At 50.2% G+C, this 20,347-nt stretch carries 21 protein-coding genes; 9 read left to right on the top strand and 12 right to left on the bottom strand.

The genetic code is table 11. The features are described 5' to 3' along the window. Positions 1-101: 101 nt before the first annotated feature. From ACMGGR_RS19965 to ACMGGR_RS19955, 3 genes are all read left to right on the top strand, one after another. Positions 102-839, top strand: coding sequence for an AzlC family ABC transporter permease (locus ACMGGR_RS19965; RefSeq protein WP_414147699.1), 738 nt, complete (start codon positions 102-104; stop codon positions 837-839). Beyond that, the gene (locus ACMGGR_RS19960) at positions 836-1,126 is read left to right on the top strand and encodes an AzlD family protein (protein WP_246761281.1); all 291 of its coding nucleotides are present in this window, start codon (positions 836-838) and stop codon (positions 1,124-1,126) included. Before ACMGGR_RS19965 ends, ACMGGR_RS19960 begins: the two co-directional genes overlap by 4 nt. A 99-nt stretch (positions 1,127-1,225) precedes the next feature. Next, complete coding sequence (locus ACMGGR_RS19955; protein ID WP_414147698.1) at positions 1,226-1,642, top strand: secondary thiamine-phosphate synthase enzyme YjbQ; 417 nt, start codon at positions 1,226-1,228, stop codon at positions 1,640-1,642. A gap of 10 nt (positions 1,643-1,652) precedes the next feature. Here ACMGGR_RS19955 and ACMGGR_RS19950 read toward each other — a convergent pair whose 3' ends face one another. From ACMGGR_RS19950 to ACMGGR_RS19930, 5 genes are all read right to left on the bottom strand, one after another. After that, positions 1,653-2,558, bottom strand: coding sequence for a LysR family transcriptional regulator (locus ACMGGR_RS19950; protein WP_414147697.1), 906 nt, complete (start codon positions 2,556-2,558; stop codon positions 1,653-1,655). Between the two features lie 215 nt (positions 2,559-2,773). After that, positions 2,774-4,336: an FAD/NAD(P)-binding protein gene (locus tag ACMGGR_RS19945; RefSeq protein WP_414147696.1), complete on the bottom strand. Its 1,563-nt coding sequence runs from the start codon at positions 4,334-4,336 to the stop codon at positions 2,774-2,776. Positions 4,337-4,388: 52 nt separating this feature from the next. Then, a complete protein-coding gene (locus ACMGGR_RS19940) occupies positions 4,389-5,909 on the bottom strand; it encodes an acyl CoA:acetate/3-ketoacid CoA transferase (protein ID WP_414147695.1) in 1,521 nt (506 codons plus the stop codon). Between the two features lie 21 nt (positions 5,910-5,930). Continuing rightward, positions 5,931-6,356, bottom strand: coding sequence for a cupin domain-containing protein (locus tag ACMGGR_RS19935; RefSeq protein WP_414147694.1), 426 nt, complete (start codon positions 6,354-6,356; stop codon positions 5,931-5,933). Positions 6,357-6,380: 24 nt separating this feature from the next. Beyond that, complete coding sequence (locus ACMGGR_RS19930) at positions 6,381-7,277, bottom strand: DMT family transporter (protein WP_414147693.1); 897 nt, start codon at positions 7,275-7,277, stop codon at positions 6,381-6,383. A gap of 222 nt (positions 7,278-7,499) precedes the next feature. Between ACMGGR_RS19930 and ACMGGR_RS19925 the strand changes: the two genes are divergently transcribed. Next, the gene (locus ACMGGR_RS19925; protein WP_246761283.1) at positions 7,500-7,829 is read left to right on the top strand and encodes an MmcQ/YjbR family DNA-binding protein; all 330 of its coding nucleotides are present in this window, start codon (positions 7,500-7,502) and stop codon (positions 7,827-7,829) included. A gap of 203 nt (positions 7,830-8,032) precedes the next feature. Here the strand turns inward: ACMGGR_RS19925 and ACMGGR_RS19920 are convergent, their stop codons facing one another. From ACMGGR_RS19920 to uvrA, 3 genes are read right to left on the bottom strand one after another with little or no spacing between them, the layout of a single operon-like run. Further along, positions 8,033-9,085, bottom strand: a complete 1,053-nt coding sequence (locus tag ACMGGR_RS19920; protein WP_246761284.1) for an NAD(P)-dependent alcohol dehydrogenase — start codon at positions 9,083-9,085, stop codon at positions 8,033-8,035. Beyond that, entirely contained in the window at positions 9,082-9,561 is a 480-nt protein-coding gene (locus ACMGGR_RS19915) for a hypothetical protein (RefSeq protein ID WP_414147692.1), read from the bottom strand. The genes ACMGGR_RS19920 and ACMGGR_RS19915 overlap by 4 nt, the downstream gene beginning before the upstream one ends. Before the next feature lie 19 nt (positions 9,562-9,580). Then, on the bottom strand, positions 9,581-12,409 hold the full coding sequence (uvrA, locus tag ACMGGR_RS19910) for an excinuclease ABC subunit UvrA (RefSeq protein ID WP_246761285.1): 2,829 nt from the start codon (positions 12,407-12,409) through the stop codon (positions 9,581-9,583). 309 nt (positions 12,410-12,718) lie between these two features. Here uvrA and ssb1 point away from each other — a divergent pair, with 309 nt between their 5' ends. The 4 genes from ssb1 to cspA all read left to right on the top strand — a co-directional run bounded on the left by ssb1 (position 12,719) and on the right by cspA (position 16,340). Continuing rightward, positions 12,719-13,261, top strand: coding sequence for a single-stranded DNA-binding protein SSB1 (gene ssb1 / locus ACMGGR_RS19905; RefSeq protein ID WP_246761286.1), 543 nt, complete (start codon positions 12,719-12,721; stop codon positions 13,259-13,261). A 449-nt stretch (positions 13,262-13,710) separates the two neighbouring features. Further along, complete coding sequence (locus ACMGGR_RS19900) at positions 13,711-14,301, top strand: hypothetical protein (RefSeq protein ID WP_414147691.1); 591 nt, start codon at positions 13,711-13,713, stop codon at positions 14,299-14,301. Between the two features lie 324 nt (positions 14,302-14,625). Continuing rightward, positions 14,626-15,540 (top strand): alpha/beta fold hydrolase, encoded by a 915-nt coding sequence (locus ACMGGR_RS19895; RefSeq protein WP_414147690.1) that lies wholly within the window; start codon positions 14,626-14,628, stop codon positions 15,538-15,540. A 587-nt stretch (positions 15,541-16,127) separates the two neighbouring features. Beyond that, entirely contained in the window at positions 16,128-16,340 is a 213-nt protein-coding gene (gene cspA, locus ACMGGR_RS19890; protein ID WP_125290184.1) for an RNA chaperone/antiterminator CspA, read from the top strand. A 136-nt stretch (positions 16,341-16,476) separates the two neighbouring features. Here cspA and ACMGGR_RS19885 read toward each other — a convergent pair whose 3' ends face one another. Continuing rightward, positions 16,477-17,010: a hypothetical protein gene (locus ACMGGR_RS19885; protein ID WP_414147689.1), complete on the bottom strand. Its 534-nt coding sequence runs from the start codon at positions 17,008-17,010 to the stop codon at positions 16,477-16,479. Positions 17,011-17,151: 141 nt separating this feature from the next. Next, a complete protein-coding gene (locus ACMGGR_RS19880) occupies positions 17,152-17,910 on the bottom strand; it encodes a class I SAM-dependent methyltransferase (RefSeq protein ID WP_414147688.1) in 759 nt (252 codons plus the stop codon). Positions 17,911-18,006: 96 nt separating this feature from the next. Between ACMGGR_RS19880 and ACMGGR_RS19875 the strand changes: the two genes are divergently transcribed. Next, complete coding sequence (locus tag ACMGGR_RS19875) at positions 18,007-18,804, top strand: helix-turn-helix transcriptional regulator (protein ID WP_414147687.1); 798 nt, start codon at positions 18,007-18,009, stop codon at positions 18,802-18,804. A 28-nt stretch (positions 18,805-18,832) separates the two neighbouring features. Here ACMGGR_RS19875 and ACMGGR_RS19870 read toward each other — a convergent pair whose 3' ends face one another. Continuing rightward, on the bottom strand, positions 18,833-19,300 hold the full coding sequence (locus tag ACMGGR_RS19870; RefSeq protein WP_414147686.1) for an OsmC family protein: 468 nt from the start codon (positions 19,298-19,300) through the stop codon (positions 18,833-18,835). Positions 19,301-19,380: 80 nt separating this feature from the next. Next, positions 19,381-20,298 (bottom strand): pyridoxal-phosphate dependent enzyme, encoded by a 918-nt coding sequence (locus ACMGGR_RS19865; protein WP_414147685.1) that lies wholly within the window; start codon positions 20,296-20,298, stop codon positions 19,381-19,383. Between the last annotated feature and the right edge of the window lie 49 nt (positions 20,299-20,347).

The raw sequence follows: 20,347 nt of genomic DNA, 5'->3' as shown, positions 1-20,347 counted from the left end.
TTCTCGTCCCCACCGGCCTGCGGCGATAAATATTAACCGAACGATAACAATCCAACCTCATACAATTTTTATATACTAAACGGCTCATACGGAGACCGTTTATGTCCAGCAGCAACTCTCAGGCGTTGTCCGAACGCTCTTTTTCTGAAGAAGTATGGCGTGGCATGCTTGCCACTCTTCCCATTCTTATTGGCATACTGCCATTTGGTCTCTTGCTTGGTGCGCAGGCGCAGCAGCAGGGGTTCTCGCTGTTTAACCTGACGTTAATGACAGGGCTAAACTTCGCTGGCGGTTCGGAGTTTGCGGCTGTAGCGCTGTGGGCTTCGCCACCGCCTCTGCTGACTATTGTGCTGGTCACTCTGCTGGTCAATAGCCGCCATCTGTTGATGGGCGCGGCGCTGGCTCCTTCTCTGGCGCATCTGCCGCCGCGTAAAGCGCTTTTCGCGCTTTTCCTGATGTGTGATGAAAGCTGGGCCATGAGCATAACGGATGTCGCCAGACGCAGAGCGGCAGGCCTTTATCCTTCGTTCAGTACGGGTTTTTATGCCGGAGTGGCGGGGTCGCTTTGGTTTACATGGATATTTGCCACCGGGCTGGGCGTAATTGTTGGGCCAGTGTTAGGGGATATCACGCGCTGGGGGTTTGATATGGCGTTTCCGGCCGTTTTTCTGGTTCTGCTGAAAGGCATGTGGAAAGGCTTTCGCTCCGGTTTGCCGTGGCTGGTAAGCCTGATTTGCGCAGGCGCAACCTATCACTATTTTCCCGGTGCCGCCTACGTGCCGGTTGGCGCGGCCAGCGGCATTATTGCCATCCTGCTGCTGAACAGGAAAGTTTCATGAGCCTGACGTTACTGACTATTGTATTAATGGCCGCAACTACTTATCTGACGCGTATCGCGGGTTACCTGTTATTGCGTGACAGAGTGCTTAGCGCCCGTACCAAAGCAATCATGGAAGCCGCGCCCGGCTGTGTCCTGATTACGATCGTTGCGCCTCACTTTGTGACGACCAGTCCGGCAGATCTGCTGGCGTTAGCTATTTCTCTGCTGGCTGCGATGCGCTTTTCCCTGTTACCTGTTGTAGTGATTAGCGTAGTCGCGACGGCTTTGTTACGTCATCTGCTTTAAACCATTGAGTCAGAGCAGCACTCTTTTTGCCGTTTCGGGTTTACCTTTTGGCCGCTTGCTGCACACTTAACGGGACTCACTCAGCTAAGGAGCATCACAATGTGGTATCAGCAAACGCTTACCCTGAACCCTAAAACCCGAGGTTTTCATCTGATTACGGATGAAATAACGCAGGAGCTGCGACGACTTGGCGATGTACAGGTAGGGCTGTTGCATCTGCTGTTGCAGCATACCTCCGCCTCGCTGACGCTGAATGAAAATTGCGATCCTACGGTCAGAAGCGATATGGAAAACCATTTTCTGCGTCAGGTGCCGGAAAATGCACGTTATGAACACGATTACGAAGGCGCAGACGATATGCCAGCGCATATCAAGTCCTCATCGCTGGGCGTTTCGCTAACGCTGCCGGTAAGCCGTGGGAAATTGCTGCTGGGCACCTGGCAAGGCATCTGGCTGGGCGAACACCGGGTTCATGGCGGTGCCCGGCGTATCGTCGCCACGCTGCAAGGGGAATAGGCGGCGATTCTTATGAGGGAATAGTGGAGCCCGGCTCAGGAAAACACTCTCTTTTTTGATATTGCGTTGACCATGCTGTCTGAATCAGATCGATTAATTCCTCTTTCCAGGCAGGATTCCAGCCGTCGCGTTGCTTTAGCCCGACGGCAAAATGTGGCAATTGGGGGAAGTGCGAGAAAGTCTCGAAGCTCTTCAGGCCCGGTTGTTCAGCCAGCCAGGGAAGCACGGTGACGCCAATTCCTGCTTTAACCGCAGAGCGTAAAGAGATCAGATCTTCCGATTCGTAAGCACAACGCCAGCTTATTCCCTGATCTTCAAGGCTTTTGATCGCCAGGTTACGAAAGCCGCAGGGGGCTTTGAATAAGGCCAGCGGAACCTCATTCTTATCTGAAATATCGATTTCTTCGCTGACACACCATTTAATAGCCAGGTTATGCCAGACATTTTCCTGCATTTTTTCGGCTTCATCGATAACCAAGCCAATATCAATCTTTCCTTCGTTGACGGCATCAGAAAGCAAAGCTGAGCGGGCGACTTTAACCACAATTTGCACAGCCGGGAGTCTGGCTGCCATGCTGGCAATGATTTGCGGCAGGATCATTTCGCAGAAATGCTCAGGCATACCCAAGGTCACGACTTCTTTTTTATTCTTACTGTGAAAAAGCTCGGCGATTCGGTCATTGGACTCAACTATTTCTCTGGCATGTTTTAATAGCTGTTCCCCGGCAGGCGTAAGTAAAACCTGTTTATTCTGCCTGGCAAAAAGAGGTGTATCAAGAAGCTCTTCAAGCCGCCGGATTTGTTGGCTTATGGCAGGTTGGGTAAGGTTGATTAATTCTGCTGCACGCGTGAAATTTTTAACTTCTGCAACCTTAATAAAGCTTCGCAGAGATTGAACGTCCAGGTTAACTCTCATATGTCACCAGGAAGGGTTATTTAAAAATACATTAACATGTTGTTGATTTACAATAATGTAAGTATTGGTGACGAAAAGTTTCTATAATGTAATCTTGATTACAGTAATTAATCAAGAATTATATGATAAATCCTAAATTTAGATTCTTTTTGCATATACTTATTACTTAATGAAATGATGGCAAAAATAATTTACTGATCTGCCATCATTTTTTATTAACCAACGCGGCGCATCTGATCCTTGTCTTCTTTCGGTAGGTTCAGCTTTTCAAGCTTTGCAAGGATGTTTTGTGCCCGATCTGCGGCGTGGCGTGCATTAATTTCCAATACGCTGGTAAAAAGAAAAGTTCCACTCGTTAGCTCGCCAAGTACTGTTATCCTTTCATCTATATTTCCATTGGCATTAATAATATTTCCTGAGGAAATGGTAACGTCAATCCCACCAAAAGGATTTGGTGTTGCGATTTTTTGTTCCAACATGTCCTGTACAAGAGGATTATCCAGATATTTTATATTTCTTGGCGTTCCCGTTGCAGCAATGACCACATCATATTCATAATTTTTTACGACTGTTTCGTGCTGTGTTTTGACGATAAAAGAATCTTTTTCTTTTATGATACTTACGGTACCAGGAATGATAGCCATCTCTTTGTTAAGAAGAAGGTCTCGCATTTTGATTGCATTTTCAACAGGAATTGAAACACGATAGGTTACCCACCATGAGAAGTAAGGCCAGAATTTTTTCTTATCCTCTTCAGGCATCGAAGCCCAAACAAGATCAATAATACTGTTTGTGGCATAAAGAACGGCCTGCCAGAGGCGTGGGCTTTTTGCTTTTATAATTTCACTTTTCAAATAGTCCAGTGGATTAGGTTGAGTACAGTTAGCGATAAGGTTATCTGGAGATAATTTTATGTTCTCGCCAGCCGCAGCCAGCTCCTGGATAACCCAGGTAATTACATCACCCAGACGGATTTCATTATGTTTTTTAAGATGAGCATGTACCTTTTCCAGCGTAAGGTACTGAGGTTGATAGCGACCCTGTGAGCCTCTTACTGAAGGCAGGGCGCCAGTGCGGGAATGAAGGGTAATCTTCCCAGTATGTCCATTTTTCTTCAAACCCAAAACAGTATCAATTGCGCTCAATCTGGAACCGATAATGGCAACCCGGGCATCTTTAGGAACGTTTCTCGCGGTACGTTTTACAGGGTAAGGACTTGAAAAAAAGTTTTTTTCGCCATCCAGAGCGCTATACTCCAGGCTGCCACCATTTCCGCAGCTGACCACAACATGATCGCTTGAGAATGATAAATTATTTTTAGTGGAAACAACAACATGCCCATCATGTGAAAAACTTAGTCTGATAGCTTCATCTTTTACAGGGATTAATCGGCATTCCAAACTTAGTGCTCTTGAACAAAGATGCTGTACCATGTTTGAAAGATAGTGTCCGAATAGTGGACGTGGCAAAAATGCATCCTGATTAATATCAATATCTGGGAAATCATCTTCCCAAACGGTGCGGTTTTCATCAAGCCATTGGTAAAAATGGCCCGGCCTGTCAGTAAAAGGCGTAATAAAACCCGCTTTGGTGTTCAGAAGATTAGTTGTTACATCTTCCGAATAAGCCAGACCTCGACCGAATCCAGAGCGCTTCTCTATCATGAATATAGTTAAGTTTTCTTTTGTGTTTTTCTTTTCAATGCCATTCAGTAATGAATGAATCATCGACACACTTGAGGCACCGCCTCCGATAATGGTAATAACTTTGCCAGACATGGGGTTTATCCTTGATGTAATATAATCTTTTTAGTACTTTCTAGTGCTCTATTTAATAAAATATTTTTTTATCCATCATTCTACAATCGGCGGAAATGACTACGTTTGCATCCATGTTAGCGATTATATCTGTATTGATGTTAATTCCAGGTGCGTATTCGTCAAGATATATGACACTATTTTTTAAAGTAAAAACAGCTCGTTCAGTAATTAGTTTTATGTTTTGCTTTAGCTTTGCTGAGTAATTACCATTAAATGTTAAATGTGATACATTTTTCACGAATTTTTTCACGCTCCCTTCTTTTATTATTATAAGGTTCCCGTCAGCCAAAGAAACTTCAAGGCCAATAGCTGTGAAAGTTCCGCAGAATAAGATATTTTTTGTCGACTGGGTAATATTGATAAACCCCCCTGCACCAAAAACACGGCTATTGAATTTCGATACGTTGATATTCCCAAAAGTATCAACTTCGGCAAAGCCGAGGCAGGAAAGATCGAGTCCTCCACCTTCATAAAAGTCGAAGAGTGCCGCTTGCTCAATGATGGCATCAGGATGTGTACTTGCGCCAAATGAGAGTCCTGAAGCAGGATCTCCGCCAATGATACCGGACTCTACCGTAAGGCAAAATCGGCGTTTAGTGTTATTTTCCTGGTCGAGGTTTCCTATTAGTGCCGGGATACCTATCCCCAGATTGACTACCTTTGCATTGGTATGATTGATTTCTGCTAGCGCACGTCGAGCAATAATTTTTTCGGCAATACTGATTTCTTCAGAACTATGTTTCTTCTTACCACGCGTAACGAATTCAGGATTGTTAATATTGCCATAAGTTTGGGGGTGGTCTCCTTCTTTAGCAACTACCACATAATCAACAAGAATACCCGGGATATTGACATGGTGAGGTTGTAACTCATCATGTTCAACTATCTTTTCTACCTGAACGATGACGATACCGCCGCTATTTTTAGCCGCCATGGCTTGTGACAGAGCATCGCTGTATGAGACTTCGTTATACATTGAGATATTCCCTTCCCGATCGCTACAGGAACCTCTTAACAATGCACAATCAATTTTAATTGACGGATAAAAAAGAATTTGTTCATCATCCAGAGCAAGCTTTTTTACCAGTGATGGTGACCCGCCGCAGTTTAATAAACCCCCATCACGGTCCGGGTCGACAAAAGTTTCTAATCCAATTTTTGAGTAAATGCCCGATTTGCCTGATGCAATAGCTCTGAACAGCTGGCTTACGATTCCCTGTGGCCAGTTATGGGCTTCGATCGTTCCCTGAGTCGCCATATTGCTTAGCGCGGGGACCAGCCCCCAAAATCCACCAATGGCTTTCGCAACCAGGCCAGGCAATGCCAGGGCGTCAACGCCTTTGCCGAGCCGATCTCCTGCTGCAGAAGCAAATAATAAGGAGAGGTTTTTTGGCGCGCCTTCATCGTCGAATCTGCTACGGATGGCGCGAGTCAGTGAATCTGGATGTCCACAGCTGCCGAATCCGCCAGGAACCACAGTCCATTGATCCTGAAGCAGCCTGGCTGCTTCTTGTTCATTAATAACCTGCATAATGGATTAATATCCTGTGAATTAATGGCTTATTGCGCTGCTGTAAGCAGATACTGGTTGTACCGGTTTTTCCCATACCACCAAAAATGTGCAACCCAATTCTGATGACAAGGCATGACTTGATCCCGGCGGATACGTTTGAAGTACCCCAGCCACATGGCGTCCACGATCGTCAATTAATTCACCTTCCAACACCAGAACCAGTTCCCATCCCGGATGAAGATGAGTCGGAGTTTTGGCTCCCGGTACATAGTTTACCAGCGCAGCCGACGGGCCTTGCCCCTCACTGCCTTTGTCGTCATAAAGCATGAATACTGAAACACCTTCACGGCCTTCAACTTCATAGGGTTTAAACGGTAAACTTTTAAAATCATGTATTGGGAAGCTGTTATTTTTCGTATCAGTTAGAGCAGTGAATAAATTATTAATTGTTAAACCTTGCAGCATTTTTTTTCCTTTAGATTGGGGTTTTTATTTATTACGCTGATGATTCATCAGATAAACGCCTGCACCAGAAACAATAAATCCAAGAATTGCCATACCGCTCGGGATTTCTCCAAGAGTAAGTGAAGCCATTATCTGTGTCGTCGCAGGAATAACGTGAAATAAATTGGTTGCTTTACTGGTCTCGCCCCGTCTGATCATTATATACAGTAGTGTTAATGCACCTACTGAGTTCATTAGCGTAACCCAGCCAATAGAGGCAATATAGGGAACGACATGCGTCACGTGCATTGTTTCAGTAAAATAGGCTAAACCGAACATAATGATCGAGGCCGTTACCATCTGTATAAAACAGCCAACCCATAAATCGATACCGCTCAGGAACTTTTTCTGATAAAGCGTACCTGTAGTAATACCAACTAGTGCCAGACAGACGGCGGCATAGCCAGATAAAGAGGTACTCCTTTCAAGCAGGCTGCTGGCAACCACAATAGCAACACCGCCTACGCCTAAGAGCGAACCGGGTAAATCGCGCCAGTTAAGCTTTTCACCGAGCCAAAGCGATGCGCCGATAATAACAAATATTGGCATTAGCCCGACTATCAATGCAGCCTGTCCGGCAGGTACACCACGGCTGATCCCAGTGTAAAGTCCACCGAACTGTAACGCCTGTAATAACACACCCACTACAACAGCATGCATATAAGGTTTTACTGTTTTCGGCCATTTTGATTTTATTTTTAAAGCAACGCCAAGGAAAATAATGGCGGCTAAAGCAAAACGGTAAAAGGTCATGGTGAAGGGTTCGCCGTAACGCACTCCAAATGCACCACCAATATACCCTGAGCTCCACAGTAATATAAACGCGATAGGGACAGGTGAGGTTATTCTTATATCCTGACTGATTTTTGTCTCGGTAGACATTATGATCTCCATACGAGGGTTGGCTGGATAATTAAAATAAGGTTTTCTGTGTGAGGTGGGAAATAATATAATTTTACGCGGACCATGCAGGATGGTTATGGTTAGTGCAAAATATCCGTTTTCGGGAGACGCTTTGCCTTCAGTTATACCGACTCCGACTATAGTTAGATAACCCCCATCCTGAAGTTTCTCAGGCGGGATCAGGCTAATGGAGAACAAAGAATGAACGTATCGGATCTTCTGTCTTACTGCATGGATAAGCCCGGGGCGGAGCAAACTGTTAATAGCAACTGGAAGGCAACGCAAATTAAAGTGGATGACGTGCTGTTTGCGATGGTGCATGAGGTCAACGGACGGCCTGCCGTGGCGCTAAAAGCAACGCCTGCGCTGGCGGATTTACTGCGTGAAAAGCATGATGATGTTGTACCCAGCGAACACCTTAACAAATCGCACTGGAGCACCGTGCTGCTCGACGGGTCGCTGAAGGACTCACAGATTTACTATCTGGTGGATGCCTCGCTTCAGCAGGCGCTGGAAACGAAGACGGCATAGGAAAGCATGCGAACTGGCGCTGCGTTATTGCCTGTGCAAGATGGCATCCGCCCGGCGTTGCTTTATCACTTTTGCAGGCGGCATGACGCAGAGACTGGCTGTACCGACACCAGCCCCGCCCGCTATGGCCCGGACGCTGCTTACAGCATTTACCGGGCCAACAGGCTATAACAACGTTACTTCGCTAAAAACCAGGCGGGAAACTAGCCGCGCAGCGAAGCAATATCAATCACAAAGCGGTATTTCACGTCGCTTTTCAGCATGCGCTCGTAGGCTTCGTTGATTTCATCCATTTTGATCATCTCAATATCGGAGGTGATATTGTGCTTGCCGCAGAAATCCAGCATCTCCTGCGTTTCTTTAATGCCGCCAATCAGTGAGCCAGCCACGCTGCGACGCTTAAAGATCAGGTTAAATACCTGTGGTGATGGATGGTCATGTTCCGGCGCGCCAACCAGCGTCAGCGTGCCGTCCCGGCGCAACAGACTGATAAACGGGTTCAGATCGTGCGGGGCAGCAACGGTATTCAGAATAAAGTCGAAGCTGTTGGTATGCTGCGCCATCTGCTCCGGGTCTTTAGAGATAACGACTTCATCCGCGCCCAGACGCTTACCGTCTTCCACTTTAGAAGGAGAAGTGGTGAACAGCACGACGTGCGCGCCCATCGCATGCGCAATCTTCACGCCCATATGGCCTAAGCCGCCCAGGCCCACAATACCCACTTTTTTACCCGGGCCTACGCCCCAGTGATTTAAAGGTGAAAAAGTCGTGATACCGGCGCAAAGCAGCGGGGCGGCACCGGCAGGATCCAGATTTTCCGGAACGCGCAGCACAAAATCTTCGTTCACAACGATCTGGGTTGAGTAGCCGCCGTAGGTGATATCACCCGTTTCACGATCTTCACCGTTATAGGTGCCGGTAAAGCCATTTTCGCAATACTGCTCCAGGTCTTCTTTACAGTTATCGCAGGTACGACAGGAATCAACCAGACAACCTACACCCACCAGATCGCCTGCTTTGTATTTGTGCGAATGGCTGCCGACGGCGGTAACGCGGCCAACAATTTCATGGCCAGGAACGACCGGAAAAATCGTGTTTTTCCACTCGTTACGGGCCTGATGCAGGTCGGAATGGCAGACGCCGCAGTAAAGAATTTCGATCTGTACATCGTGCTCACGCAGTTCGCGCGGCTGGAACTCAAACGGCGCGAGTCTGGAATCGGCGCTTTTCGCGGCATAAGCATGGGTAATGTTCATGATCTCTCCTGTAAAGGGAATGGCAAAGCGTACGGAAAAATGCTGATGCCGTGTAAGAAAATCGTCGGCAGCAGCCCGTTAAGCATAATGGTCATCGCCGTACAGAGGTATGCCGGAACCTCTTTAAATCTTGCCCAATCCTGCAAACCTTTGGTTGAAAGAGCATAATTTTGGGAAAAATCGCAGAGGTTTATCGTAGAGAAGGAAGAAATTGCAGTAGAAAAAGCGCGGTTATAAAACGGTGCGGCAGAGTCGGGAACCCGAACTAAAGACAAAATCACAACGGAAGCTAAAGGGCAGACAAAGCTAAAGCGAAGGTCCAGATAAAGCCAAAGCGAAAGTCCAGATAAAGCTAAAGCGAAAGTCCAGATGGAGCCAACGCCCAGGTCAAACCCTGAATCTAAGCCTGGATCTAAGCCAGTGCCAGAATCTAAACCCGCCAGCGGGTGCTCAGGGAAAACCAGCGTGAGCAGCAATCTGCCCACGCTGTAGCGCTTATTTTGCCAGTAAAGGCTTCAGGAAGCGTGCAGTATGCGACTCCTTGCACTCCGCCACCGTTTCCGGCGTGCCGGAAACCAGAATCTGGCCGCCACCGCTGCCGCCCTCCGGCCCCAGGTCAACAATCCAGTCGGCGGTTTTGATCACGTCAAGGTTGTGTTCAATTACCACAATGGTGTTGCCCTGATCGCGCAGCTGATGCAGAACGGCCAACAGCTGTTGGATATCGGCGAAGTGCAGGCCGGTGGTCGGCTCATCAAGAATATAGAGCGTTTGACCGGTGCCGCGCTTCGACAGCTCGCGAGCCAGCTTCACGCGCTGCGCCTCACCGCCCGACAGCGTAGTAGCAGACTGGCCGAGGCGGATATAGGAAAGCCCCACGTCCATCAGCGTTTGCAGCTTACGCGCCAGTGCAGGTACGGCATCGAAGAATTCGCGTGCTTCTTCGATAGTCATTTCCAGCACCTGATGGATGCTCTTGCCTTTGTATTTAATTTCCAGCGTTTCGCGGTTATAGCGCTTGCCCTTACACTGGTCACACGGTACGTAGATATCCGGCAGGAAGTGCATCTCTACCTTAATCACGCCGTCGCCCTGGCAGGCCTCGCAGCGCCCGCCGCGCACGTTAAAGCTGAAGCGGCCTGGCGTATAGCCGCGCGTACGCGACTCCGGCACGCCCGCGAACAGTTCACGCACTGGCGTAAAGATGCCGGTGTAGGTGGCCGGGTTAGAACGCGGCGTACGGCCGATGGGGCTTTGGTCAATATCGATAACCTTATCGAAATGCTCCATGCCGCTGACTTCACGATAGGGTGCAGGCTCGGCGATGGTAGCGCCGTTTAGCTGACGCTGAGCAATCGGGAACAGCGTATCGTTAATCAACGTCGACTTGCCGGAACCCGATACGCCGGTAATGCAGCTGAACAGGCCAACCGGCAGCGTCAGCGTAACGTCTTTCAGGTTATTACCTTTGGCGCCGCTCAGCTTAAGTACCTTGTTGGCATCCGCCTTGACGCGCTCTTCAGGCACCCGAATGCCGCGCTCGCCGCTCAGATACTGGCCGGTCAGCGACTCTTTTACCGCCATGATGTCGTCAACCGTGCCTTCTGCCACCACCTGGCCACCGTGCACGCCAGCGCCTGGCCCGATATCTATCACGTGGTCTGCGGCGCGGATCGCATCTTCATCATGCTCAACCACGATAACCGTGTTGCCAAGATCGCGCAGATGAACCAGCGTTTCCAGCAGGCGCTCGTTATCGCGCTGGTGCAGGCCTATTGACGGCTCGTCCAGTACGTACATTACGCCGACCAGTCCGGCACCGATCTGGCTGGCCAGGCGGATACGCTGCGCTTCGCCACCCGACAGCGTTTCGGCAGAGCGGGACATCGACAGATAGTTCAGCCCTACGTTAACCAGAAATTTCAGGCGGTCGCCAATCTCTTTCAGCACTTTTTCAGCAATTTTTGCGCGCTGCCCGCTGAGCTTCATGTTCTGGAAAAATTCCATCGCATGGCCGATGCTCATATCAGAGATGGTCGGCAGCGTGGTGTTCTCAACGTAAACGTGGCGCGCTTCGCGACGCAGGCGCGTACCTTCACAGGTAGCGCAGGCGCGGTTGCTGATAAACTTCGCCAAATCTTCACGCACGGCGTTAGATTCCGTCTCTTTATAGCGGCGTTCCATATTATGCAGCACGCCTTCAAACGGATGACGCCGAACGGACGTATCGCCGCGATCGTTAATATACTTAAATTCAATGCTCTCTTTGCCGGAGCCGTACAGAATGATCTTGCGCGCTTTATCGCTCAGCGAGTCAAACGGCGCCTCAACGTCAAAGTTCAGATGTTCGGCCAGCGAGCGCAGCATCTGGAAATAGTAAAAGTTACGGCGATCCCAGCCGCGGATTGCGCCGCCCGCCAGCGACAGCTCCGGGTTTTGCACCACGCGATCCGGATCGAAATATTGCTGCACGCCCAGCCCGTCACAGGTTGGGCACGCGCCCGCCGGGTTGTTAAACGAGAACAGGCGTGGCTCCAGCTCGCTCATGCTGTAGCCGCAAATCGGGCAGGCGAAGTTAGCGGAGAAAATCATCTCTTCCGCTTGTGGATCGTCCATATCGGCTACCACCGCCGTACCGCCCGAAAGTTCCAGCGCCGTTTCAAACGATTCCGCCAGGCGCTGTTTCAGGTCTTCGCGTACCTTAAAGCGGTCGATAACGACTTCAATGGTGTGCTTTTTCTGTAGCTCCAGCTTGGGTGGATCGGAGAGATCGCAAACCTCGCCGTCGATACGCGCGCGGATATATCCCTGAGAAGCCAGGTTTTCCAGCGTTTTGGTGTGCTCGCCCTTACGCTCTTTGACGATAGGCGCAAGCAGCATCAGGCGGCGGCCTTCCGGCTCTGACAGCACGTTGTCCACCATCTGGCTGACCGTCTGCGCCGCCAGCGTAACGTCGTGGTCCGGGCAGCGAGGTTCGCCCACGCGAGCAAACAGCAGGCGCAGGTAGTCATGGATTTCCGTGATGGTGCCGACGGTAGAGCGCGGGTTATGCGACGTTGACTTCTGTTCGATAGAAATCGCGGGCGACAGCCCCTCTATATGATCGACATCCGGTTTTTCCATCAGCGAAAGAAACTGACGCGCATAGGCGGAAAGCGACTCCACATAGCGACGCTGTCCCTCAGCATATAGCGTATCGAACGCCAGCGAGGATTTGCCCGAACCTGACAGGCCGGTAACAACGATCAGTTTGTCGCGAGGGATGATCAGGTTGATATTCTTCAAATTATGGGTGCGAGCACCCCGTACTTCGATCTTATCCATTCACAATTCCCGGATTAACACGGACGTCACCATGCCGGTCCGGCACGGCCAGAATTAAGCCTGTTAGTATGGCACAAAAAAACCTGAATGGATATACAGTGGTTTGATGTATAATGCGTCACAGGATGCTGGCGCGGCCAGGCTGCGGCAGGAAATTTGCCAGCCCGCTTAGACGCCTGGCGTTTAAGCTCTCTCCGGGAGCGAGCCTTTGCGATCCGCCTCGTAAAGCGGGATCTCTGGGTATTAACTCCCGGTGGGGCGTGTTAGAATTTCATCCTTAAGCTAAGAACATTTATCGGAGAGACGAACATGGCCAGCAGAGGCGTAAATAAAGTAATCCTGGTGGGAAATCTGGGTCAGGATCCGGAAGTCCGCTACATGCCGAATGGCGGCGCCGTTGCCAACATTACTCTGGCCACGTCCGAAAGCTGGCGTGACAAGCAGACCGGCGAAACCAAAGAGAAAACGGAATGGCACCGTGTGGTGCTGTTCGGCAAGCTGGCAGAAGTGGCAGGCGAATACCTGCGCAAAGGCTCCCAGGTCTATATCGAAGGTGCACTGCAAACGCGTAAATGGACTGACCAGGCGGGCGTAGAGAAGTACACTACCGAGGTTGTGGTCAACGTTGGCGGCACCATGCAGATGCTGGGTGGACGTCAGGGCGGCGGCGCACCGGCCGGTGGCGGTCAGAGCCAGGGCAACAACAACGGCTGGGGCCAGCCTCAGCAGCCACAGGGCGGCAACCAGTTCAGCGGCGGTCAGCAGCAGTCTCGCCCACAGCAGCCGCAGCAGAACAGCGCACCAGCGGGCAATGAGCCCCCAATGGATTTTGACGACGATATTCCGTTCTGATTGTCTGATATAAATAGCTAAATCAAAGGGTTAACTTGATTTATTGAGCTAACCGCAGGCTGCTGGTAAGCCTGATGCAGGCCTAGCTTGTCCTTACCCGGTAATGGGTTTAAACCTCGAAAGAGGAAGGGAAGCGTAGCACGTCAGGAAAAGGCTGGTCGCGAGGGGAATTACCTCCTTTGCGCCAGCCGCTGCAAACCCAAATGGTTAAGCCTGATGGGTTAAATCCTCATTCATAATAGGTTTCGGGCTATCTAAGCCTCACGGTTATTCAGGGTCATATCGTAGTGGTCAATAATAATAACTGACTACAACTGTTGAGTTTTGGTTCCTGTCTTGACTTTCAAACCATAATTTATATAGTTTCAATCGAAAAAATCCTGTTGTGCCAGTCAGGTTCGCTTAATTTCAGGAAAAATTAAAGGATCGTTAATAAAAGGGAATTTTAAATGATAGTGATTGTGTCCGTTACTAAAAAATATCGCGAGTTTGTAAAAAGCTCTCCGGCTATATACAAGCGGGGAGGCGTTTGTTCTGGCGCATGCTATACCTGGCTGGCATCAAATATGAGAACTCGAAATATTAACAGATACACGCAAGATGCTCTCTTGAATAGCAGTACTGAATTTTATGAAAAAGCCTTTTCAGCCCAACGTTACGCTAGTCGTGGTGGAACTTTTTCGATTTTCATGCAAAAAATTGAAGCACATAACGCCATAGCAAAAAACTTAGGATTACCTGCGCTACAGCTTGAAATGATTGGTTTTTTTAACGAGCAAAGAAGCTATCTGGAGAATTTTTTCAGGGAAAAAAACGGTAAAACGCAGGGCATGATATTCAGTATTGACTATGGAGACAATCTTGATCTTCATGCAGCAGCCCTGTTAAAAATAAATAATAAAATATATTGGTATGATCCAAACAGGGCGGTTTATTTACTGGGGGAACACGACGGTTTTGGTAAAGTCGCCACAATGCTTAGATTAACATACGGTAGAGTAACTTTTATTTCTGGCTATATAGTTAAATTTACCATTTAGAACCGGTCAAGCGCGATATCCCTTCATATTTATCATGTGGGAGGTTTTTCCTGCGTTTTGACGTCTCGCTACGTTATGCTCATTAGTGCCTGTCGCTTTTATTCATTCCGCTCTGGACTTCATTCTGCTCTGGATATAGTCGACCAGCGACGACTATTATCCAGTAACGCGACGGGTGCCCTTCCTGCATTTGTCCATATTTATGAGCGATAATTTTCATAATGTGACGAGGATGAATGTTAATCAGAGAGCAAAGAAAAGAGCCTTAGCGGAACAGCGAGTAAAACAGGCCGCGCCGTCTATCCTTATTGAAAAGGAGAAAGCATGAACCTGAAAAATAACGTAGTTAACGCTGGCGATTCCCCCTTTATTCCCGATTGCGCCCTCAAAGATGTCACTCTGCCAAACGGCATCAGGCTGCGCGCCGCAGTGATGGGCACCGGCAGGCCTTTAGTGTTGCTGCATGGACATCCGCAGAACTATCTGACATGGCGCAAAATTGCGCCTGAACTAAGCAGACGGTTTACGGTAGTGATGCCGGATCTGCGCGGCTATGGCGACAGCGACAAACCTGAAGGCGACGCTGAACACCGCTGCTATTCAAAAAAGGTGATGGCCGAAGACATTGTCCAGCTGATGGCCGCGCTGGGTTATCAACAGTTCTCTTTTGTTGGCCACGATCGCGGCGGACGGGTAGGGCATCGGCTGGCCCTTGATTATCCCGATCGTGTCGATCGCTGCGTCTTTATAGATATTGCGCCGACGGCAACTATGTATGCATTAACGGATAAAGCTTTTGCCACACGTTATTTCTGGTGGTTTTTCCTGATCCAACCCGCGCCGCTGCCGGAGAGGATGATCGGTAACGATCCGGCTTTCTTTTTGCAAAAACATATCGAGGACCAGTTGAAAACGCCCGGTGCGACGGAGCCGGAAATCTTTGCCGACTATCTGCGCTGTTATCAGAATCCGGCAATGATCCACGCGACCTGTGAAGATTACCGCGCGGCGGCCACTATCGATCTGGAAGATGACAGGGCGGACAGTGATAAGCGCATTGTGTGCCCTTTATTGCTGCTATGGGGAGAAAAAGGCACGGTCGGCCAGCTCTATGACGTTATTGCCACGTGGCGGGAAAAAGCACAAGACGTCAGCGGCCACGCTTTGCCCTGTGGTCATGTACCGCAGGAAGAAATACCGGAAAAAACGCTGACGGCGTTACTGCCTTTTTTAACCTGAGCCAGTGAGAACCTAATGTTAAACGGGCTTAGCTAAGCAGAATACCGGCATCAACAATAAACTGAGCGTGGTACGGCTGGTGCATCGTCTGCAGCAATAAACAACGCCATGGCGGCGACATCGTGGCCCTGAAAGGTAATATCCAGCGGCCGTTGATTAGATGGTCGGCCTCTTTTGGTAAAGTTTCGTAATCAAACAGCCTGAACCGTCTGGCAGGCGAAAGCAGTTTTGCGTACGAATCGTCGCCTGATTATCGCTTTTAAATCTTAAACGGTGGCCGAGCGGCCGTGACGTAAAGTTTATTTTCATGCCTCTTTTGCGGCTCAGGCCCGTCGTAGCGCCCTTTAACCGCGATGGAAGGAAGGGGCAGTAAAAATAAACATTGCTTAACTGAGTCAGGCATGACTTAATAGCGACATCGGTTTGGAATACAGACCTTATGAAAGCAGTTTTAGTAAAGCAGTCCTCAGCGCAAGCGTTATCCAAAGATATCCTTTCTCCTGATCTTCTTCTAAGTGCCCATAAGTTATGCTCTGGAAACAGGCCTTCATGCCATTTCAAGTGGCTCAAAAATTAAGGAAATATCGATGTCTGGTAAAATGACTGGTTTAGTAAAATGGTTTAACGCGGATAAAGGTTTCGGCTTCATTTCTCCGCAAGACGGCAGCAAAGACGTGTTTGTACATTTCTCTGCAATCCAGGGTAATGACTACAAAACGCTGGACGAAGGTCAGAAGGTTGAATTCACCATCGAGAATGGTGCTAAAGGTCCTTCAGCCGCTAACGTTGTTGCGCTGTAATATTACGACCATAATTCTGCTGTAATGTGATCCCTGCGCTTACGATAGCGATGAAGGCAACAGCCTGAGCAGCTAAGCGAGAAATGACAGACAGCAAAAAACCCGCCTCCGAGCGGGTTTTTTTATGCCTGAAATCTCAGCTCTGCCAGCCTAAGCTTTCCACGATAATCCGGCGATAGGCGGTATCAATCTGTGTCGGGACGCGCTGAATATAATCCCTGGCATGCTCACGCGTTTCACCCTGCAAAGCAGTAAGATAAGCTACCGCCTGTTCGATCGGCGGAATGCAATTTTCTACATGATCGTTACGCGGCGGCAGTGCGGTCCAGATTAGCGCATCAATGTTTCTGGCTTTTGCCCACTCTGCCAGCAGGCCAGCTGACGTATCCGTTACCTTCAGCGAACCAATGCCGTCATTGCGTTCCGCCGGAATAGCTTCGCGCTGTTTTAATAACTGAATGGCAGTAGACAAATTATCAACGTCAAGCCATGCCCAAAACACGGGTACGGGGTCGGCATTCAGGCAGATGGCCGTCGCCAGCTCACCGCCGTCGCTGATACGGGAAAATTCAATTGGCAGGCGGGGGCCATCCTGTTTCCACTCACCGGCAACCGGCAGCACGCCGGGCTTCCAGATTAGCGATCCCCAGCCAAGGCAGGCAATTCTCATTCTGTTCTTCCTGATTAATAAAAGGTTAGCGGCGCTTACCTACTATGGCCTGGTCTTGACGTACCCGCCACTATGCCAGAAGCGAAGATGAAAGGTGCGTAAAAACCCACCGCGCCGCAGCGATTAAAACCAGGCCGCCGGCTAGCCTGCCTGAAACATAATGGTATCGGTGCTGAACGATCCGTCCGGCTGGATGGCATAGTGGTGTTTTACGCTGTCCGAAGCTTTAGCCTGCAACAGGCGGATTGCCTGCGTCAGTTCATCCGGCGTCTGCATTCTTTCGATCCAGCTGCTGAACTCCAGATCCAGACGATCGACGGCCAGGCGGTTAACGGCCATGCCGCTTTCATTCACCATCGACAGCCATTCGCCCTGTGAATAATCCCTGACGTGGGAAGGATCGCGCAGCATCTCAACCGTTTGCAGCCAGACGTCTAATATGGGCAGACCGGGCGAAGCGATATCCATCAGGATAAATTTTCCGTCGGGCTTTAAAACGCGTTTGACCTCACGCAGCGCCATACCCACATCGTGCCAGTGATGCGCCGAATAGCGGCTAATGACAATATCAAAGCTGGCAGCAGCAAAAGGCAGGGCTTCCGCTGGCCCATGCGCGGTGGCCAGGTTGTGCAAACCGCGTTCGGCAGCGGCTTCACTCACTACCTTCAGCATTTTTTCTGACAAATCGTAAGCGGTTACCTGAGCTACCCGGCTGGCGGCGGCAAAGCTGGCATGTCCTGCGCCGCAGCCGATGTCCAGCAGCGTGGCCTGCGCATCATCGCTTAACCACTGCACCAGCCTTTGCAGATCGGCACCCTGAGCATGAACGGTGCTGTCCAGATAAGCCTGAGCCTGGTCGCCAAACTGACTTTCAACTAAAACTTCGTGACTGTTTTTCATGGTAAAACGCCTTTTTCCAGAAGTAGATAAAGACTATACGACCTGCCTTAAGGGGGTACAATATAGGTGTTTATACTGGTATCAGGAGTGACCACCATGAGTCAGACACCGCTTTTTGGCCCAAAAGCGCTGGGCAATTTTTTACGCAGCCAGCGTGAAAATACCTCGCCGGAAAAGCTGGGCTTGCCGATAGCGGCCAGAAGAAGAACCAAAGGGCTACGGCGTGAGGAAGTGGCGCTACTAAGCGGTATCAGTACGACCTGGTATACCTGGATTGAACAGGGCAGGGAAATTGTCGTCTCGGCACAGACGCTGGCTAACATTGCCAGCACGTTGCAAATGAAGTCGGTCGAGCGAGACTATCTGTTTCGGCTGGCGCAGCAGAGCGATCCGCAACAGGAACAGGTACCGGCCATTGAGCAGGCGGTGCTGGCGGCGGTACATCAGGTTAGCGATCCCTGCTACCTGCTTGATTTAACCTGCAATATGCTGGCCTGGAACGCGCCGACAGCTACCCTGTTTCAGGGCTGGCTGGATAGCGATAGCCAGCCGAATATGATGGCGTTCATGTTTCAGCATCCGCTGGCAAAAAGCCTGGTAATCGACTGGGAAGGGCGCGCAAAACGCATTGTGGCCGAGCTGCGTGCGGATACTATGCATTTCCCGCATGACCAGCAGTTAACGGCTTTTGTCAGCCGGATGCAGGAAAACGCCACGTTTCGCGCATTCTGGTCGCTACAGCAGGTCATTGTGCGCGAAGGCGGCGAGCGATCCTTTCGCCACCAGAACCTTGGCGAACTGCACTATCGCCATCTCAGCTGGCAGCTGACCAGTAACCGCTCGCTCAAAATGATTATGCTAATCCCGGAACGAAGAAGCGAGGCTCCGCGGTAGCCTGGCCAGATGAGGTCGGCCGTTCAGGTTAAACGTGCTTAATTTCCGGCTCGCAAAGCACCGGGAAGTTCAGCGAGTTGGCAATAAAGCACTGTTCGTGAGCCTGGTGGTGTAACGCTTTCGCCTGTTCAATATCATCACCGGCACGCAGGGTAACCTGCGGTTTCAGGACTATCTGCGTGAAGCGGCCCTGCTTGCCTTCGGTCATCGTGCCTTCGGCTTTATCGCAGTAGCTTTCCACACAGATCCCTGCTTCGGCACACAAATGCAGATACCAGAGCTTGTGGCAGGCTGACGTTGAAGCCAGCAGCATCTCTTCCGGATTCCAGCGGCTGGCATCGCCCAGAAAAGCGGGATCGGATGAACCTGCAATATCCGCTTTAGCACTGGCGGTTACCTTAAACTGGCGGTCATACGTCCTGTAGGTTTCGGTACCTTGTCCTTTATTACCGGTCCACTCAACGGTGACGTGATAGTGATGCTCGCGATCTGCCATAGCACTTGTTTCTTCTTGTTGTTAAATGAACAAAAAGGTTAGCGTTTTTCGTCCGCTTTACCCAGACGGAATCCAGCGCTTCAGCTATTTTCAGAAAGATGCCGTAGCTGTTCTGCCGTCATCGTCGCGCCACCGCAGACGACCACCAGCGGTTTTTTAAAGGAAGCCAGCAGGGGATGATTATCGTAAACGCAGGCGAGGCTTGCGCCGCAGGCTAATTCCGTCAGCACCCGGTGGTCATTCAGAAAACGGCTACAGGCGGTGATGGCCTGGCGATCGGAAACTAGCACGCTATGTATTGGATGCGTAGCGGCACAGCGTAACGCCTGTTCGCAAACCCGTTTCGCGCCCAGCGAACCCGCGATGCTGGTGATGGCGGCCAGCTCTACCGTGGAGTTTGCCTGAAGAGCAGCATGAAAAGATGCCGCGCCTTCTGTCTCTACCGCTATCACCGGCACATCATGCCAGCCGTTGCGCTGTAGACCTTCGACTATGCCGCTCATCAGGCCGCCGCCGCCGACGGAAAGGATTACCGCGTCGGGTTTAACCTCCGTGGCGGCCACCTCGTCAATCAGGCTGGCATGGCCCTGCCAGAGTAGCGGATCGTCAAACGGATGCAGAAAAGCATCATTGTCGCCCATCAGTGAAAGCGCATGCTGATTGGCTTCCTGCCATGAGGCGCCCTGTATCACCACTTCTGCCTCTTCCTGACGCAACAGTTCGACAGCCCGAGCGGAAGTCGTTTCAGGCACGACCACGATAACGGGAACGCCCAGCTGACGGCCAGCCCAGGCTACCGCCAGGCCCGCGTTGCCGCCGGATGAAGATACAAAGCGCTTAGCGCCTTTGCTTTGGTAATGCTGACAGGCCAGCCCTATGCCGCGAATTTTAAAAGAGCCGGGTGGCTGGAGCGCATCCATTTTTAACCAGACATCACTTCCGGTAATCAGGCTAAGAGGAGTTGACTGGACAAGCGGCGTAGTGAGATGTAACGGCATACTTTTCCTGCGATAAAGGTGGGTAAGAAGAAGATTAGAATATGAATCA

The sequence above is a fragment of the Erwinia sp. BNK-24-b genome (assembly GCF_047456155.1).
GTDB lineage: Bacteria > Pseudomonadota > Gammaproteobacteria > Enterobacterales > Enterobacteriaceae > Erwinia > Erwinia phyllosphaerae.
This window is presented reverse-complemented; position numbering and strand designations above follow the sequence as displayed.

Excerpts from the sequence above, each read along its gene's own strand:
- ssb1 (WP_246761286.1), top strand. The coding sequence starts at position 12,719 with ATGGCCAGCAGAGGCGTAAATAAAGTAATCCTGGTGGGAAATCTGGGT.
- uvrA (WP_246761285.1), bottom strand. The coding sequence starts at position 12,409 with ATGGATAAGATCGAAGTACGGGGTGCTCGCACCCATAATTTGAAGAAT.
- ACMGGR_RS19875 (WP_414147687.1), top strand. The coding sequence starts at position 18,007 with ATGAGTCAGACACCGCTTTTTGGCCCAAAAGCGCTGGGCAATTTTTTA.
- ACMGGR_RS19955 (WP_414147698.1), top strand. The coding sequence starts at position 1,226 with ATGTGGTATCAGCAAACGCTTACCCTGAACCCTAAAACCCGAGGTTTT.
- ACMGGR_RS19885 (WP_414147689.1), bottom strand. The coding sequence starts at position 17,010 with ATGAGAATTGCCTGCCTTGGCTGGGGATCGCTAATCTGGAAGCCCGGC.
- cspA (WP_125290184.1), top strand. The coding sequence starts at position 16,128 with ATGTCTGGTAAAATGACTGGTTTAGTAAAATGGTTTAACGCGGATAAA.
- ACMGGR_RS19945 (WP_414147696.1), bottom strand. The coding sequence starts at position 4,336 with ATGTCTGGCAAAGTTATTACCATTATCGGAGGCGGTGCCTCAAGTGTG.
- ACMGGR_RS19965 (WP_414147699.1), top strand. The coding sequence starts at position 102 with ATGTCCAGCAGCAACTCTCAGGCGTTGTCCGAACGCTCTTTTTCTGAA.
- ACMGGR_RS19940 (WP_414147695.1), bottom strand. The coding sequence starts at position 5,909 with ATGCAGGTTATTAATGAACAAGAAGCAGCCAGGCTGCTTCAGGATCAA.
- ACMGGR_RS19935 (WP_414147694.1), bottom strand. The coding sequence starts at position 6,356 with ATGCTGCAAGGTTTAACAATTAATAATTTATTCACTGCTCTAACTGAT.
- ACMGGR_RS19930 (WP_414147693.1), bottom strand. The coding sequence starts at position 7,277 with ATGTCTACCGAGACAAAAATCAGTCAGGATATAAGAATAACCTCACCT.
- ACMGGR_RS19880 (WP_414147688.1), bottom strand. The coding sequence starts at position 17,910 with ATGAAAAACAGTCACGAAGTTTTAGTTGAAAGTCAGTTTGGCGACCAG.
- ACMGGR_RS19960 (WP_246761281.1), top strand. The coding sequence starts at position 836 with ATGAGCCTGACGTTACTGACTATTGTATTAATGGCCGCAACTACTTAT.
- ACMGGR_RS19895 (WP_414147690.1), top strand. The coding sequence starts at position 14,626 with ATGAACCTGAAAAATAACGTAGTTAACGCTGGCGATTCCCCCTTTATT.
- ACMGGR_RS19870 (WP_414147686.1), bottom strand. The coding sequence starts at position 19,300 with ATGGCAGATCGCGAGCATCACTATCACGTCACCGTTGAGTGGACCGGT.
- ACMGGR_RS19950 (WP_414147697.1), bottom strand. The coding sequence starts at position 2,558 with ATGAGAGTTAACCTGGACGTTCAATCTCTGCGAAGCTTTATTAAGGTT.
- ACMGGR_RS19920 (WP_246761284.1), bottom strand. The coding sequence starts at position 9,085 with ATGAACATTACCCATGCTTATGCCGCGAAAAGCGCCGATTCCAGACTC.
- ACMGGR_RS19925 (WP_246761283.1), top strand. The coding sequence starts at position 7,500 with ATGAACGTATCGGATCTTCTGTCTTACTGCATGGATAAGCCCGGGGCG.
- ACMGGR_RS19900 (WP_414147691.1), top strand. The coding sequence starts at position 13,711 with ATGATAGTGATTGTGTCCGTTACTAAAAAATATCGCGAGTTTGTAAAA.
- ACMGGR_RS19865 (WP_414147685.1), bottom strand. The coding sequence starts at position 20,298 with ATGCCGTTACATCTCACTACGCCGCTTGTCCAGTCAACTCCTCTTAGC.